This is a genomic window from Perlucidibaca piscinae DSM 21586 (assembly GCF_000420045.1).
Lineage (GTDB): Bacteria > Pseudomonadota > Gammaproteobacteria > Pseudomonadales > Moraxellaceae > Perlucidibaca > Perlucidibaca piscinae.
On record NZ_ATUE01000007.1, the window covers coordinates 158526 to 173432 of the forward strand.

Consider the following 14907-nt stretch of genomic DNA (forward strand, 5'->3'; position numbering starts at 1 on the left):
CAAACAGATCAGTAGCAGGAGATTATGATGAGCACAGTGTCTATTTCTCATCGCAAGGTTGCTTTTGATGTTTCAGCTGTGCCGCGTCACTGGAATGGTGGTGATCCGGTGCTGACCCGGTTTTTTGATGCCCTGTCGGTGCATTTTCCTGAGGGAGAACGCTTTTTCATCCAGTCGGTGCGCCACTTTCAGGATCAGGTCACCGATTCGCGTCTGCGCCAGGATATTCGTCACTTCATCCGTCAGGAGGGTCAGCACGGTATCGTCCATGATCGCTTCAATGATGTTATGGCCGGGCAGGGGATCGATGTTGAGCGGGTGACCGCCAATCTGCGCCGCTTTATCCGGACCTCTCAGAAGTACCTTCCGAAAAAATACCAACTAGCGATGACCGCCGCGTTCGAGCATTTTACTGCCACCCTGGGTGAGGCCATGCTGAAAGAAGAAACAGACATGTTCCGCGAGGCAGATCCGGTTATGCGGGCGATGTTTCTCTGGCATGGTGTTGAGGAGGTTGAGCACAAGGCAGTGGCTTATGACCTTTATCAGACCGCAGCCGGAGGTGGATACCTGACGCGCGTTTCGGCACTGGTGGTGGCAATGCTGATGGTGCATGCAGTGGTGGCGCCGGTGTTTATCAATATGCTGCGTCTGGATGGTGCCTTGCGCAAACCCGGCGTTGTGCTGCGCGGATTGAATCGTTTGTACGGTCGCGGGGGCATCCTCACCGGCATGTTGCCGGAGTTTCTTGCCTGGTTCCGGCCCGGGTTTCATCCGTGGGAAACCGGCATGCCGGAGAAGGTCGCGGCCTGGCTGGAAGAGTATGGCGAACACGGTGATCCGATGCGAGCCTCTGCCGCAGTGTATGGCGATGCTGTCATTCAGGAAGCCGCTTGAATGGGCGTGGTTGAGCAATCCCCCGGTACTGTGGCGCTGCCTGCGCAGCGTCACAGTCACAGGCCGGGGCGGCATTGCGGCAGCTCAGCGATCAGGGATTTGCTGGAGTTTCATGGCCTGACCATGACTGAGGCATGTTGCTTTGGGCTTGGCGCCGGGCTTGGCATTACCTACGTTGAGGTGCCGGGGTCAGCGACCCCTTTTATTGTTCACGTTCGCTCCATGGGGTTCGAGGAGAAGGTATTCGCGACACTGGGTGTGCCGTTTGCCTGGGAAGCCTTTGCGGAAAAGGATCAGGCGAGCGATGCCCTGAATGAAGCATTGCTCGGCGGCCGTCCTGCGTTGCTGCTGACGGACATCTATCACTTGCCGTATTTCAACAGCAGCACCCACTTTCCGGGGCATGCCATTGTTGCTTGGCAGCTTGATGCGCAGCGCAGTGAGGTGATGGTCAGTGACACCGAGCGGCCTGGCCTGATGCCGGTGCCTGTTGACAAGCTTGCCGACTCCCGCTTCTCCACTTCAGCCCCCTTTGTGCATTACGGAAACATGTATGCCCCGCAGCACATTGATGCGGAAGTATCTCCATCGAGCATGCGACGGGCCATTGTCGATAATGCTGCCAGCCTGATGCGGGGCAATCGCCATAGTGGGCTGGCCGCACTGGATACTTGGATTGCTGAGTTGTCACGCTGGGCGGCTGACCCGAACTGGCGTTGGAATCTGCGATTTGCCTATCAGGTCATCGAGAAACGAGGTACTGGCGGCTCGGGCTTTCGCGCCATGTACATAGAATTCCTTGAAGAGGCGCGAGAGCAGTTGCCGCAAGTGAGACGCGGCGGGTTGCTCGAAAAGATGCGCGCTTCGGCTGCAGCATGGTCAGGGTTGGCTGCGGTACTCAAAGCTGGTTCGGAAGCGGATGCTTTTCCCTATTCCAAAATCGAAGCGGCAATACGTCAGGTTCGTATCCATGAGCAGTGCTATGCGGACAGTGCGCTCTCCGTGTTTCCTGAATCCTGAGCAGTGTGATGAGGCTGCATCAGCCCGTTGTCGTGAGCAGGCGGAGTCGTATGAAAGGTGATACCGGAATGGCGGAACGTTATTTGACAATGGCAAAAACTTTTTTCGGAACATCACACCCCTTGTTCAATGCATTTGGTGTGGAAGTAGAAGAAGTTGGCAAGGGGCGGGCGGTCATGAGCATTCGTCACCAACCGTTTTTGGCGGGTCGCAGTGGGGGTGTGCATCGTGGCGTCATCATCACCCTGCTCGATACCAATTGCGGGTTAGCCATATTCTCAAGGCTTGGTGACATGAGGCCGATTGCAACCATCGACCTGAGAGTCGACTTCATTGCTGAGGCTGGTTTCGGAGACGCAGTAACCAGTGAGGTCGAGTGCTATGCGGTTAAGGGTGACATTGCTTACGTTCGTGGCAGGGCATCGACTGACTCAGGTGATCAGCTGCTGGCGACTGTATCGGGTTCATTCGCTGTCGGTACCCTCGGTCCCGCGTTTGATTCTTCAATGAAAGAACAGGGTGGCGTGAATGGGTAATCCGGGTGCACAGGGTGCCGGTAACGACTGTAAGGATAAGGTTGTGCTGTTGAGTCCAGTACAGGCACAGTTGCTGGAGAAAACTCCTTTTGTCGGCTTCCTCGGCATCGAACTGATCGATTCTGTTGAAGAGCTAATTTATCAGCTGACTTTCCGCGACCAGCATATCGGCAATCCGCTATTACGCACATTCCACGGGGGCATACTGGCAAGTTTTGGTGAGATCAGTGCTGCTTTGCATGTGACCGGTGTCCTTGGCCTGGAAAGAGAGCCTCATTGTGAAAGCATGACATTTGATTACCTGCGCCCTGCATTTGCCGGCACCATCCGCGCGGTGCCTCGCATCATCAGGTCAGGTAAGCGATTCATCGTTGTATCAGTAGGAATTTATCTTGATCAGACCTTGGTTTCGATGGGTAGGTTCATTTATAGCAGATAGTTCAGTCAGCGCCAGAAGACTGTTTTGCTGGGGGAAGCATGATTTTATCACAAACGCTACGTCGAGCCGTTCAACAAAATGCAAGTGGAACGGCTACGGTATACAAGGGCAGGCGACAAACTTGGAAGGCGTTCTCCGAACGTATCGCAAGACTGGCTGCTGGCATTTATGCATTGCTTCCGGAGAGCAATGCACGTGTTGCCATTCTGTCTCTGAACAGTGATCGCTATCTGGAGTATTTCTATGCGGTGCCATGGGCGGGCGGGATTCTGAATCCGGTTAACATTCGTCTTGCGCCGCCGGAAATTGCCTACACGCTGAATGATTCAGAATCTTCGGTACTCTTCGTCGATGATGCGTTCAGTGCCATGCTCCCCGTGCTTCGTCCACTGCTGAAAAATGTTGAGCATGTAGTATTCATGGGGGATGGCCCACGGCCGGAAGGCTGTATCGACTATGAATCGCTGATATCCGAATCTGCACCGATGGAAGATCAGGCCGAGGGAGGGCAACAGCTTGCCGGGCTGTTTTACACAGGGGGAACCACCGGGCGCTCCAAGGGTGTAATGCTCAGTCATGACAATCTGGTTTTCAATGCACTGAATGTAGTTCCTGAAATGGGCTACGGACAGAGCACCATCTATATGCACGCCGGGCCGATGTTTCATCTGGCGGATATGGCCAGCACCTTTGCCGTCACCTTGGCAGCGGGAACCCATGCCATTGTGCCACGTTTTGATGTCGAGGAAGTGCTTTCACTGATACAAACAGAGCGTGTTACTCATACGCTGCTGGTGCCGACGATGATTAACATGCTGGTCTCGTCGGGCAAGATCAGGAATTTTGATACCAGTAGTCTGCAACGCATGTTGTATGGCGCCTCACCAATGCCGGAGGCGGTGCTGATCGAGGCCATGAAGCAGATGCCGAATGCAGCATTCGCGCAGGGTTACGGGCAGACGGAAGCATCGCCGATATTGACCGCCCTAGCGCCAGAGTTCCATGTGTCGGGTGGTGCGAAATTGCGCAGTGCTGGCCGTGCTGCACTGGGTGTCGAGGTTGTGATCATGGATAAGGATGATCGCGAGCTTCCTTGTGGTGAGGTTGGTGAGATCTGTGCCCGCGGAGAGAACGTCATGCTGGGTTACTGGGGGATGGAGCAGGCATCGGCAGAGACCTTGCGTAACGGTTGGCTCCATACCGGCGATCTCGGTTATATGGACGAGGATGGCTTTGTCTTTATCGTCGACCGGGCCAAAGATATGGTCATCAGTGGCGGTGAAAATATCTTTTCTGTCGAGGTCGAAGGCGCGATCTACAGCCATCCTGCCGTTCAGGAATGTGCGGTGGTTGGCATTCCTCACAAAGAGTGGGGAGAAATGGTGCATGCCATCGTTGTCCTTCGCGATGGTCACCGCCTGGACGAAGAGGATCTGCAGGCCCATTGCCGGGCGCTGATTGCCAGCTACAAAGTGCCACGCAGCATTGAGTTCCGCGAGCAAGCCCTGCCAGTGAGTGGGGCCGGGAAAATCCTCAAGAACGAGTTGCGAGCTCCGTATTGGGAGAAGATGGAGCGTGCCGTCAACTGATAGGCGGGTTTCAAATAACTGACCGGATAAAGGTGAATTGCGTGAATCTTGAGTTTACTGACGAAGAAATCGCGTTCCGCAACATGGTGCGTGCATGGATGAAGGAGAATGTCTCTGACGATTTGCGCAGCGTGACTGCGCGCGGGGACATGACCAGCAAGGATCAGCAGCAGCGTTGGGAAAAACAGCTGGGCGACAAAGGCTGGCTCGCTCTGACCTGGCCCGAGCAGTATGGTGGGCCAGGCTGGACCGCGACACAGCGCTATATCTTTGATCTTGAACGAGCCATGGCGGGCGCGCCACCGACCAGTCCTTTTGGCGTGTCGATGGTCGGCCCGGTGATTTATACGTTTGGTTCGGAGGCGCAAAAGCAACGCTGGCTGCCGGGCATTGTCAAGGGCGATACCTTGTGGTGTCAGGGCTACTCGGAACCCAATGCCGGCTCCGATCTTGCGTCCCTGAAAACCCGTGCCGAGCGCAAGGATGATCATTATCTGGTCAACGGCCAGAAGATATGGACTACGCAGGCCCACTGGGCAGACATGATTTTCTGTCTGGTGCGTACGGACAGTACCGTCAAGCAGCAACAGGGCATTTCGTTTCTGTTGATTGACATGAAAACGCCGGGGATCGAAGTTCGACCCATTTACACCATCGATGGGCATCATCACCTGAATGAGGTGTATTTTTCCGATGTTCAGGTGCCACTGGAGAATCTGGTGGGTACAGAAGGGATGGGCTGGACGATTGCCAAGTTTCTTCTCACCCATGAACGCACCACCATTGCCGGCGTCGCCGACAGCCATCATGCCATGGCCAGGCTGAAGGAGGCTCTGCATGCGGCGCCGCGTTTCGCCGTGCCAGCTCAGGCTCGTCGTCGTATTGCCGAGCTGGAAATCGAGCTGATGGCGCTGGAATACACCAATTTCCGAACCGTTGCCGCAACGGACGAGGGACGCCCGTTTGGCCCGGAGTCATCCGGGCTCAAGATCAAGGGCACCGAGTTGCAGCAGAAGCTGTCTCAGACCATGGTTGAGTTGGGTGGTTTGATGTCTCTCGTATGGGACAGTGAGGAGCCGGTTGGCAGTGATCAGTTCAACAATTCACCGCGTCGTTATAATTTCCTGCGCGCGTCGACCATCTACGGCGGATCGAACGAGATCCAGAAGAATGTTCTGGCAAAAATGTTGCTGGGTCTGTGAGGTAAGGCAATGGATTTCAAGCTCTCCGAAAATACGACAATGATCGCGGATACCGCCAAGCGCTATCTCAAGGATCAGTACAGCTTTGATATTTATAGAAGTGTTCTCGCTCAGACTAATCACCTTGAATCATCGCGCTGGGAGATGATGCAGGAGCTTGGCTGGTTTGGTCTGCCATTTTCTGAAGCGGTCGGCGGCTATGGTGGTGATCTCATCGACGTTGCCATGATTGTCAGTGAAATGGGCGCGTCGCTTTGTCTTGATCCCTACGTCGATATGGTGGTGGCGCCGGGGAAGCTTCTTGAGTCTGTTGATTCGGAGCCGGCAAGACAATTGCTGGCTTCAATCATCGATGGAAAATCGGCAGTGGCCTGCGGATTCTATGATATCCATAGTGGTTATGATGCGCTGAGCCCATCGTTGGTCATTGAAGGTAACAGGCTTTCCGGGCAGAAGAGTTTTGTCCCGGATGGCGGGTTTGCGCAAAGCGTTCTGGTGACGGCGCGCAGAGGGAAGGAGCTGGCGCTGGTGCATGTGCGCTTGTCAAACTGTGAAGTGGATAGTCACAGGGCGCTTGATGGCTCCCGAATGTCCAGCATTGTGTTCGATGATGTCATGCTCGATGATGACGCGATCATTGCTTGCGGCGCCGAGGCAGAATCGGCAGCGACTCAGACGCTTGCCTGGTTGCAGGCCCTTGATTGTGCGCGTATGTATGGTGCTGCCCGAGCACTCTATGAAAAAACACTTGATTATGCAAAGACGCGCAAGCAGTTTGCTGTCCACATTGGCAGTTTCCAGGTAATCCAGCACTATCTGGTCGATATGTTTATTGATCTCCAGCAGCTGGAATCAATGTTGCTGATGGTTTCAATCAAGGCTGCCAGCGGCGATGCGGCAGAGCGCGACCGCGCCTGTGCTGCCGCCAAAGCCTACTTCGCTGACAAGGCTGTGCGAATCGCCCAGCAAGCCATCCAGATTCATGGTGGCGTCGGGGTTACCGAGGAGCTGGATGTTGGCCATTATTTTCGTTTGATTACACACTGCTCGCTTTCCCATGGGGCGGGCGACATCCAGGTCGAGCGGTTTGCCGCCTTGAGTGAGGCCGCACATGGATAACCGTTACGACTTCATTGTTGTCGGTGCCGGTTCTGCCGGCTGTGTTCTGGCGAACCGATTGAGTGAATCGGGAAAGTTTTCGGTTTGTGTGGTCGAGGCCGGGCCCCATGATAATAGCGGTTTCGTTAATGTTCCCTTCGGCGTGATCGGCCTGATACGCGAAGGTAAAAGAAACTGGGGTTACTATACTGCCCCCCAGAGTGAGCTCGGCAATCGACGTCTGTACTGGCCGAGAGGCAGGACGCTGGGTGGAAGCAGCTCGATCAATGCCATGGTCTATATCCGTGGCCAGCATCTCGATTATGACGATTGGCAGGATGCCGGAGCAGCCCACTGGGGCTGGCAGCAGGTCAGGCCGGTATTCAATGCTCATGAGAACAATGAGCAATACTTGCCCGACGACTGGCACGGTCGGGGTGGCCCCCTCAATGTCACCCGGGTCACTGACCCGAATCCCCTCAGCGCCATGTTTGTTCGCGCCGGCGTCGAGCTTGGCTATCCTGAGAACGACGACTTCAACGGCGCCTCACAGATGGGCTTCGGGCGTTTCCAGGTGACCCAGAAGGACGGGCGACGCTGGAGTGCGGCGCGCGCATTTCTGGATCCGGCGAAAGCGCGGCCGAACCTGACGATCATGACCGATATGCTGGTGACCCGTGTGCTTGTCGACAACGGCCGAGCGCGCGGCATTGAATGCCTTGATGCCCAGGGGAAAACCGTCACACTGACCTGTCAGCGGGAGGTCGTGCTGTCAGGCGGTGCCATCAACTCACCCCAGTTACTGATGTTGTCCGGTATCGGCGACCGCCAGCACCTTGAGGAAATTGGCATCAGGTGTATCGTCGACTCCCCCCAGGTGGGCAGGAATCTCCAGGATCACCTGGATATGACGGTATCCATTCGTGACAAGAGCCGGCAGTCGATCGGCTTCTCGCCTTTTTTCCTGCCGAGGCTGATCAGGGCATTTTATGACTATGTGCGGCATAAGCGCGGCTTCCTTGCCAGTAACGCGGCCGAAGCAGGTGCGTTTTTGAATGTTGGCGGTGGTGCGCGCCCTGATATTCAGCTGCATTTTATCCCCGCCTTCCTGCGTGATCATGGCCGGGAGCTGACACCGGGTTTCGGTTGTACTGTTCACGTTTGCCAGTTGCGGCCAAGGAGCCGGGGTTACATTTGCCTGCAGGATAATGACCCGCGTAGCGCGCCCTTGATTGACCCGCGCTATTTGTCAGACCAGGACGATATCAGGGTGCTACGTGAGGGGGTAAAACTGGTGCGTCGCCTGTTCCAGACTGATGCTTTTGCGCCCGCCTTTGGTGGCGAAGATCTGCCTCCGGCAACGGTAAAAACGGATGCGCAGCTGGACGAGGATATTCGGCAGCGGTCAGAGACGATATACCATCCAGTGGGCACCTGTCGCATGGGTGAAGACCGTCTGGCGGTGGTTGATAGCCAGCTTCGAGTCAAAGGCATCAGTGGCTTGCGTGTTGCCGATGCATCGGTGATGCCATTGCTGATCAGCGGCAACACCAATGCGCCTTGTATGATGATCGGTGAGCGTGCTGCGGGCTTTATGCTTGAGGAGAGCGCATGAGCCGCCGGGCGGTGTGTTGCCTGCCGCCCGGTGCGCTGCGATTCAGGCGATACGGTAGACCATTGTCCCGTTGGCGATCGGTCTTCCTGAGCTTTCCTCACTGATCGCCACCTCGGTAAAGATCAGCTCGCGGCCACGTTTGACAGCTGTTGCGCTGGCGATGATGTCACAGCCGAGAGCTGCGGAAAGATAGTTCACGGTCATGGAGACTGTCGCCGCTTTCATGCCTCGGGAGGGGTCGTGACCGGACCAGGCGGCCAGCGCGCCGGTCAGATCCAGCAAGCTGCTGATGGTACCGCCATGCAGCGCGTTGCCACCGCCGGCAAGCTCTGCCCGGAAAGGCAGGCGCACCACCGCCTTGTCCCTGGTGACGCTGACAATCTGGATGCCTAGCAACTTCTGGAATGGCACATCAGGAAACGCACTGATCAGTGAGTCTATGAAGTTGCCTGACATGAAGTTTGCTCCTGAAAAGGTGTGGCGCACGCTCTCTGCCATGAAAGCGTGCGCTGGATTGAAGTGATTCGAGTGTAATGGCGAAGCCCGCAGCTGTCATGCAACGCGGTTCTGATAGACATCATGCAGAGCGCCACCCTCTGCAAAAAGTCGTTTCCGCCATGCGGACTCCAGAGCTCGCGTATCATGATTTTCAGGATGAAAGCGCTTGCCGATAAACTCAGGAACCCGTGGCAGAATTCCTGTAACAAAACCGTTCTTCCCGAACAGCATCGAAAGTCCCTTGACATTATCACCGATATTGCCTAGCTGCCTGTCCTTCGCCAGCATCCAGGCCCAGGTAATGCCGAGCATGGGCAGCAGCACTACCAGAGACGCCGCAGCGGCCGCGATACGCTCACCATGACTGTTTCCGATAACCTGATAGACATCGTAGGCGACCGATTTATGTTCGAGTTCTTCGAGTGCGTGCCACTGCCAGATCTTGATCATTTCCGGATCGGCCAGGCTCTGGAAAGACTCGTCCTCGAGCAACTGCTCTGCCAGCAATGCGGTAAAGTGCTCCATGAATGTCGTGGCAGCGAGGCGTGTGCTTGACGGTAGCATTTCCAGAACGCGAAGGCCGATGCGGACAAACCGGTCTGGCGTTTCCATGTCAAACCCCTTTTCTGCCAACAGCGTGTTCAGTCGGTCATGTTCCCGGCCATGAATCGCCTCCTGCCCAATAAAGCCGGAAATGGCTGCGCGTAACTCGTTGTTGGTTATGCTCGATCTGAACGGTCTTACCGACTCCATGAAGTAGCGTTCCCCGGGAGGGAAAAAACCGGATAGCATGGCAAAGAAAGTCGTCGCGGTGGCATTTCCCGCATAAAAGTATTTCCGCATCGCTTCAGGAAATACGAAATCAATGTGTCGCGGTGGTATGCCAACGGAGGCGCCGCTCAGGGTGGTGTTTGCTTTGGCTGTCACGATGAGTCTCCTTGTTTTAAAACCATTCAGGAAGTAGTAGGAATATGGGTGCGACGTTGGTTGAGACGAAAAGCTGTTTTCAGAAGCCGTTGGTAACCGGTCGGCATCAGTCGCTGGGCGACATCTAGGAAAGTAGCATCAGCACCAATCAGAACCCGGGGTTGGTTTCTACGCACTCCGTTTAGTATTGCTTTTGCGGCTTCTTCCGGTGTCGAGCGAGCGATGCGCTCAAACATTGACGAGATTTCTTCGTGGCTGCCGAGGGAAAGTGCCCCCATATCGCCCATACGGCTACTGCGGGCGATATTGGTCTTGACGCCACCCGGGTGAACGCAGGTAGCACTGACGCCTGAGTTTTCGAGATCCAGTTCTTCCCTGAGCGCCTCAGTGAAGCCGCGAACGGCAAACTTCGCGGCGTTATAGGCAGATTGAGTTGGCACACTAATAATACCGAACACACTCGAGATGTTGACAATGTGGCCATCACCCGACTGCTTCAGATACGGCAGAAACTCCTTGCTGCCGTATACCACTCCCCAGAAATTGATACCCATCAGCCATTCAAGATTCTCATAGCTCATGGCCTCAACCGTTTCGCCGAGACCGACACCGGCATTGTTGATGATCAGGTTTACCTGACCATGCTCATTGACGCATTCCTCGGCATAGCGCTTTACCGCTTCCTGCCGGCTTACATCGACATGGTGGCTGGTGACCTTGACCGGATAGCGGCCAAGCATCTTCGCGGTCTCGGCCAGCTCTCTTTCGCTGACATCTGAAATTGCCAGGTTGCATCTCGCCTTGGCCAGTTCAATGGCTGTAGCGCGGCCGATTCCGGATCCTGCCCCGGTAATGGCGGCGACCTTCTCTTTGAAGGTTTTCATGTGTTGTCTCCTCGTTGGTTGCAGGCTTATCAGGCGCGCAAGAGATTGACAAGGGTGGTGGATTTTCCTTGCCTCATATTCTTGCCGTCGTACTTGAGGTGGCCATCGTCAAGCGATCCGTAACGCAGGGCCGGCAGATCACGAAGATAGTCATCAAGGTTTTGCCAGGGGATCTTCGCGCCCTGTCGCGGCAAGCGGTCATTGGCACGCTGGACATACCCGGAGCGCAGGTTGAGAAAGTTGAGGTTTGTTCCACAGCCTTCCTCGTCTATCGGGGTTACTACCTCCGCACCGATCTGTTTCATGTGATTGAGAAGTCGGCAAACATATTCGCAGGCGATATCCGCCTTCAGTGTCCATGAAGCATTGGTGTAGCCGAAAACCAGTGCCATGTTGGGTACGCCTTCCAGCATAAGCCCCTTGTACATCAAGGTTTCTGAAATACGAATATCCTCGCCGTCGATGGAAAGCGACGCGCCACCCAAAAGCTGCAGGTCGAGACCGGTGGCGGTGATAATGATGTCTGCATCAAGGTGGTCGCCAGACTTGAGCTGGATGCCGTTCTCAGTCACGGTTTCGATATGGTCGGTAACTACCGATGCCTTGTTATTTCGTATTGCTTTGAAAAGGTCGCCCTTGGGCACGGCGCACATGCGCTCTTCCCACGGATTGTAAGCAGGCTGGAAATGGCGCATATCAACATCCGGCCCAAGCTGCTTGCGTGCAGACGCCAGCAGCAGGCGGCGAATGGCTTTCGGTTTGCTCAGAGACAGCTTGTAAACAGTTCTTTGCAGCAGGATGTTGCGGCTTCGAGCTATTCGATAGACGAGCATCTCCGGCAGGAAACGACGCAGATTGGCGGAGATCAGGTCCTTTTCCGGCACAGTGGCAATATAGGTGGGCGAGCGTTGCAGCATGACCACGTGGGCCGCCTTGTCGGTCATCGCCGGGACCAGCGTCACGGCGGTTGCACCACTGCCTATGACCACGACCCGCTTTCCTGTGTAGTCGTAATTTTCGGGCCAGTGTTGCGGGTGGATGACATCACCCCGGAAACGCTCCATGCCTTTGATTTCTGGTGTGTAACCGGCGTCATAGTTGTAGTAACCGGTGCAGTTGAAAATGAATCCTGCGGTAAATTCGTGGGTGTCGCCGGTCTCCTCGTCAACGGCAGTGATCTGCCAGTGCTTCTTGTCGCTATGCCAGGCCTCGGACAGCACCTTGAGACCGAAATGGATTCGTTTCCTGACATCATGGGCGCGAGCCGTATCTTCAATGTACTGCTGAATGGATGGTCCATCGGCAAGCATCTTGATGCCGGTCCACGGGCGGAAGTTGTATCCGAGAGTGAACATATCCGAATCAGAGCGGATCCCCGGGTAGCGAAACAGGTCCCAGGTGCCGCCGATGCGTTTGCGTCGCTCGACAATGGCAAAGCGTATGTTCGGGCACTTCTTTGCCATATGGCAGGCCGCCCCGATACCGGAAAGACCTGCGCCGATAATCAGTACGTCAAGGTGGCGGTGTTTCATTGTCTAGCTCCTGTCAGTCCGGAACTGGCGCGCAGCCGGGGCTTGCCGGTGATATCCGGGTGGTTGAGAAAATCCAGTACTGTTTCCGTGAACACGGTATTGCGGTCACCGGCAACCATATGACCGGCCTTGTCGAGCACGGCATAGCGGGCGTGGGGGATGATCGATAGCAGCTCACGGGCGCCGGTGTCGCTGAGCACGTCACTCTGGTAGCCGCGAATCAGCAAGGTGGGCAGGTCAAGATGCTGTGCGGCAGCATTCAGCCTGCTGATATCGAACATCCCTTCGTCGTTCACCGGCAGGCGCGCATGGTCAAGAAAAGCCGGATCCCAGTGCCAGTAATAGCGCCCGTCAGCGCGTTGACGCAGGTTCTTGCGCAACCCGGAAAGGTCCTCTGGTGGGGGACGATGCGGGTTGTAAGCGGCGATGGCGTCACGCACTTGTTCAAGGGAAGCAAAGCCGTCCTGATGACGGCGCATGAACTCGATGATGCGTCGCACTCCGGCCCGTTCAAGCCGCGGCGCGACATCCACCAGCACCAGTGCCCGGCATGTCAGGGCAGGGTTCTCGCCCAGCGTCAGCATGGCGGTCAGCCCGCCCATGGATGCGCCGATAATGACCGGGTCTGTATCCAGCGAGCGAATCACTTCGGCGAGGTCCGCAGCCAGCAAGTCGGCGCGGTAGTCTCCGTCCGGGCTCCAGTCGCTGTCGCCATGGCCGCGCGCATCGATAGTACAGGCACAGTAACCGGCTTCAGCCAGGGCTGTAGCAGTGTCGGCCCAGGCATATCGGGTCTGGCCGCCGCCATGGAGCAGTAACGCCGGCGGGCTTAGTGGGTCACCATAACGCGTGGCGCGCAGCCTCACGCCGCCGGCACCGCTAAACAGGATGGTGTTGCCATTGCCGTGAACCGTCTCGTTGTCGGAAGGCGCCATGGTAAGTCTCCAGGAAAGCAATTGAATTGGGCGGCCAACCAAATGATAATCTGGTCAGGGAGAGGAAGCAAGTCATGATCCGATTGACTGGCTGATCGAAACCGTTCTCGGGCGGCGTGTCAGGAATATTGAGGGCTCACCGTGCTATCGGGGCAGTGACACGGGGTGTTTCGCTGGAAACAGCCGAATTGCCTGCGCTGGCTCGCTGAAATAGCTCGAATCCGCTTCAGCGTTTCACGGGTGAGCGGGCGCCACGCCTGTAATCCTCGGGTGGCTGGCCAAACCAGCGCTTGAAGGCACGCCTGAAGTTGGCGCTGTCGTGGTAGTTCAGCAGCGCAGCAATGTCTTCGATCGACAGCGTGCTTTCACGCAGGTAGCTGGCCGCCTGACTGGACAGGATGTCATCACGAATTTGTCGGAAACTGCTGCCTTCCTGTTTCAGTTTCCGGGCCAGGGTGCGCTTGCTCATGAAAAGAGTGGCGGCGGCTTCCTCTTCACTGAGTGTGCCGGGTGGCCGGGATAACATCATTTTCTTGAGGCGGTTCTGGTAGCTTGATGTTTGTGTCTGCAGTTGCGCCAGCATCGCTTCACACTGCTGCAGAGCGAGGCGATAGCTCTTGTGATTGGCAGAAGCATTCGGCTCATGACACAACGCCAACGGTAAACGGAGCGTCAACTGATCATGGCCGAACTCAATCTGGCCGGACAGGTACTGCGGATAAATCGCCTGGTATTCGGGCGCTGGATGGGTAAAGGCTATTGCCGCCTCGTTCAGAGGGCGGCCGACAATGAATTCGCCGAACTCCAGTAGCACCGTGATTATCAGCTCTGCCACGCAACGCAGAAGTTCGTCATCGAGCTGCACCTGGAAAGTCAGCCTGCATTCGAGGTCATCACCTGCTTCCTGCAAGTGCAGCTCGATAACGCTGGCACGGGTGGGCAGAAAGGTGTGTATCGCCTGGAGAGCGCTGAGCAGGTCAGGGCTGCTGGAGGCGGCAAAGCCCATTGCACCGTGGGTTGCCGGCGTCAAGCGCTTGCCCAGCCGCAATCCGAACCCCGGTTGGTCCGACAACGCCAGGGCGTTGCGCAGAATCTGCATCTGCTGCACTGGAGTAATCAGACCATCCTCGCTCAGCAGCTGAGAGGCGCTGAGGCCGGTGCCTTGTAATAATTCCGGCAATTGCCTTGCTGTCAGACCGAGTTCGCGGGCGATCAGCCGTGAATAGTTGGACGGAATATCGCCACCGGATTTGTCTCTTGTGCTGGCAAGTTGCGTCATTGGGATCGGCCCTGATGAAAGGTTCGATTGTCTCTAAATGACCCCTACGCTGTCAAGAAATGACCTCCTCGTTATGGTGATGCCGAATCACCATCGACACAAGATCTAAATTGCAGGAGAAAGGCATTGGCCAAGATCACCTTTATTGAGCATAACAACACCGAGCATGTTGCCGAGTTCGAGGCGGGCACTACGTTGATGCAAATCGCAGTCGCCAATGCGGTGCCCGGCATTGACGGGGATTGTGGTGGAGAATGTGCGTGCGGGACCTGCCACATGATCGTTGACCAGCAATGGTTCGACAAGACCGGTGAAATCGCGGATGACGAAGAACAGATGCTGTCCATGACACCGGAGCGGGCTGGTACCTCGCGTCTGGGTTGTCAGGTCAAGATTACCGAAGCAATGGATGGGATGCGCGTCTATCTTCCCGAATTCCAGATGTAAAGATGGAGA

At 56.0% G+C, this 14907-nt stretch carries 15 protein-coding genes; 9 read left to right on the forward strand and 6 right to left on the reverse strand.

Annotated elements, in window-relative coordinates:
- Nucleotides 1–24: 24 nt before the first annotated feature.
- From F595_RS0108235 to F595_RS0108270, 8 genes are all read left to right on the forward strand, one after another.
- The gene (locus F595_RS0108235) at nt 25–897 is read left to right on the forward strand and encodes a metal-dependent hydrolase (protein WP_026913387.1); all 873 of its coding nucleotides are present in this window, start codon (nt 25–27) and stop codon (nt 895–897) included.
- Nucleotides 898–1917 carry a BtrH N-terminal domain-containing protein gene (locus F595_RS0108240; protein WP_022956391.1) on the forward strand — a complete coding sequence of 340 codons (1020 nt, stop codon included), beginning with the start codon at nt 898–900 and terminating at the stop codon, nt 1915–1917.
- 68 nt (nt 1918–1985) lie between these two features.
- On the forward strand, nt 1986–2453 hold the full coding sequence (locus tag F595_RS0108245; RefSeq protein WP_040568481.1) for a PaaI family thioesterase: 468 nt from the start codon (nt 1986–1988) through the stop codon (nt 2451–2453).
- Nucleotides 2446–2892: a PaaI family thioesterase gene (locus F595_RS0108250; protein ID WP_084682902.1), complete on the forward strand. Its 447-nt coding sequence runs from the start codon at nt 2446–2448 to the stop codon at nt 2890–2892. Before F595_RS0108245 ends, F595_RS0108250 begins: the two co-directional genes overlap by 8 nt.
- 38 nt (nt 2893–2930) lie before the next feature.
- A complete protein-coding gene (locus tag F595_RS0108255) occupies nt 2931–4481 on the forward strand; it encodes a long-chain-fatty-acid--CoA ligase (RefSeq protein ID WP_022956392.1) in 1551 nt (516 codons plus the stop codon).
- 41 nt (nt 4482–4522) lie between these two features.
- Nucleotides 4523–5683, forward strand: a complete 1161-nt coding sequence (locus tag F595_RS0108260; RefSeq protein WP_022956393.1) for an acyl-CoA dehydrogenase family protein — start codon at nt 4523–4525, stop codon at nt 5681–5683.
- A gap of 9 nt (nt 5684–5692) precedes the next feature.
- Nucleotides 5693–6802, forward strand: a complete 1110-nt coding sequence (locus tag F595_RS0108265) for an acyl-CoA dehydrogenase family protein (protein WP_022956394.1) — start codon at nt 5693–5695, stop codon at nt 6800–6802.
- On the forward strand, nt 6795–8396 hold the full coding sequence (locus F595_RS0108270) for a GMC family oxidoreductase (protein ID WP_022956395.1): 1602 nt from the start codon (nt 6795–6797) through the stop codon (nt 8394–8396). Before F595_RS0108265 ends, F595_RS0108270 begins: the two co-directional genes overlap by 8 nt.
- A gap of 42 nt (nt 8397–8438) precedes the next feature.
- Here the strand turns inward: F595_RS0108270 and F595_RS0108275 are convergent, their stop codons facing one another.
- From F595_RS0108275 to F595_RS0108300, 6 genes are all read right to left on the reverse strand, one after another.
- On the reverse strand, nt 8439–8852 hold the full coding sequence (locus F595_RS0108275) for a PaaI family thioesterase (protein WP_022956396.1): 414 nt from the start codon (nt 8850–8852) through the stop codon (nt 8439–8441).
- 96 nt (nt 8853–8948) lie between these two features.
- On the reverse strand, nt 8949–9821 hold the full coding sequence (locus F595_RS0108280; protein ID WP_022956397.1) for a metal-dependent hydrolase: 873 nt from the start codon (nt 9819–9821) through the stop codon (nt 8949–8951).
- Nucleotides 9822–9847: 26 nt separating this feature from the next.
- Nucleotides 9848–10705: an SDR family NAD(P)-dependent oxidoreductase gene (locus tag F595_RS13460; protein WP_022956398.1), complete on the reverse strand. Its 858-nt coding sequence runs from the start codon at nt 10703–10705 to the stop codon at nt 9848–9850.
- 29 nt (nt 10706–10734) lie between these two features.
- On the reverse strand, nt 10735–12237 hold the full coding sequence (locus tag F595_RS0108290; protein WP_022956399.1) for a flavin-containing monooxygenase: 1503 nt from the start codon (nt 12235–12237) through the stop codon (nt 10735–10737).
- A complete protein-coding gene (locus tag F595_RS0108295; RefSeq protein ID WP_022956400.1) occupies nt 12234–13172 on the reverse strand; it encodes an alpha/beta fold hydrolase in 939 nt (312 codons plus the stop codon). Before F595_RS0108295 ends, F595_RS0108290 begins: the two co-directional genes overlap by 4 nt.
- A 226-nt stretch (nt 13173–13398) precedes the next feature.
- A complete protein-coding gene (locus F595_RS0108300; protein ID WP_022956401.1) occupies nt 13399–14451 on the reverse strand; it encodes an AraC family transcriptional regulator in 1053 nt (350 codons plus the stop codon).
- Nucleotides 14452–14577: 126 nt separating this feature from the next.
- Between F595_RS0108300 and F595_RS0108305 the strand changes: the two genes are divergently transcribed.
- The gene (locus F595_RS0108305; RefSeq protein WP_022956402.1) at nt 14578–14898 is read left to right on the forward strand and encodes a 2Fe-2S iron-sulfur cluster-binding protein; all 321 of its coding nucleotides are present in this window, start codon (nt 14578–14580) and stop codon (nt 14896–14898) included.
- The last annotated feature ends 9 nt before the right edge of the window (nt 14899–14907 follow it).

Excerpts from the sequence above, each read along its gene's own strand:
- F595_RS0108235 (WP_026913387.1), top strand. The coding sequence starts at position 25 with ATGATGAGCACAGTGTCTATTTCTCATCGCAAGGTTGCTTTTGATGTT.
- F595_RS0108240 (WP_022956391.1), top strand. The coding sequence starts at position 898 with ATGGGCGTGGTTGAGCAATCCCCCGGTACTGTGGCGCTGCCTGCGCAG.
- F595_RS0108245 (WP_040568481.1), top strand. The coding sequence starts at position 1,986 with ATGGCGGAACGTTATTTGACAATGGCAAAAACTTTTTTCGGAACATCA.
- F595_RS0108250 (WP_084682902.1), top strand. The coding sequence starts at position 2,446 with ATGGGTAATCCGGGTGCACAGGGTGCCGGTAACGACTGTAAGGATAAG.
- F595_RS0108255 (WP_022956392.1), top strand. The coding sequence starts at position 2,931 with ATGATTTTATCACAAACGCTACGTCGAGCCGTTCAACAAAATGCAAGT.
- F595_RS0108265 (WP_022956394.1), top strand. The coding sequence starts at position 5,693 with ATGGATTTCAAGCTCTCCGAAAATACGACAATGATCGCGGATACCGCC.
- F595_RS0108270 (WP_022956395.1), top strand. The coding sequence starts at position 6,795 with ATGGATAACCGTTACGACTTCATTGTTGTCGGTGCCGGTTCTGCCGGC.
- F595_RS0108275 (WP_022956396.1), bottom strand. The coding sequence starts at position 8,852 with ATGTCAGGCAACTTCATAGACTCACTGATCAGTGCGTTTCCTGATGTG.
- F595_RS13460 (WP_022956398.1), bottom strand. The coding sequence starts at position 10,705 with ATGAAAACCTTCAAAGAGAAGGTCGCCGCCATTACCGGGGCAGGATCC.
- F595_RS0108290 (WP_022956399.1), bottom strand. The coding sequence starts at position 12,237 with ATGAAACACCGCCACCTTGACGTACTGATTATCGGCGCAGGTCTTTCC.
- F595_RS0108295 (WP_022956400.1), bottom strand. The coding sequence starts at position 13,172 with ATGGCGCCTTCCGACAACGAGACGGTTCACGGCAATGGCAACACCATC.
- F595_RS0108300 (WP_022956401.1), bottom strand. The coding sequence starts at position 14,451 with ATGACGCAACTTGCCAGCACAAGAGACAAATCCGGTGGCGATATTCCG.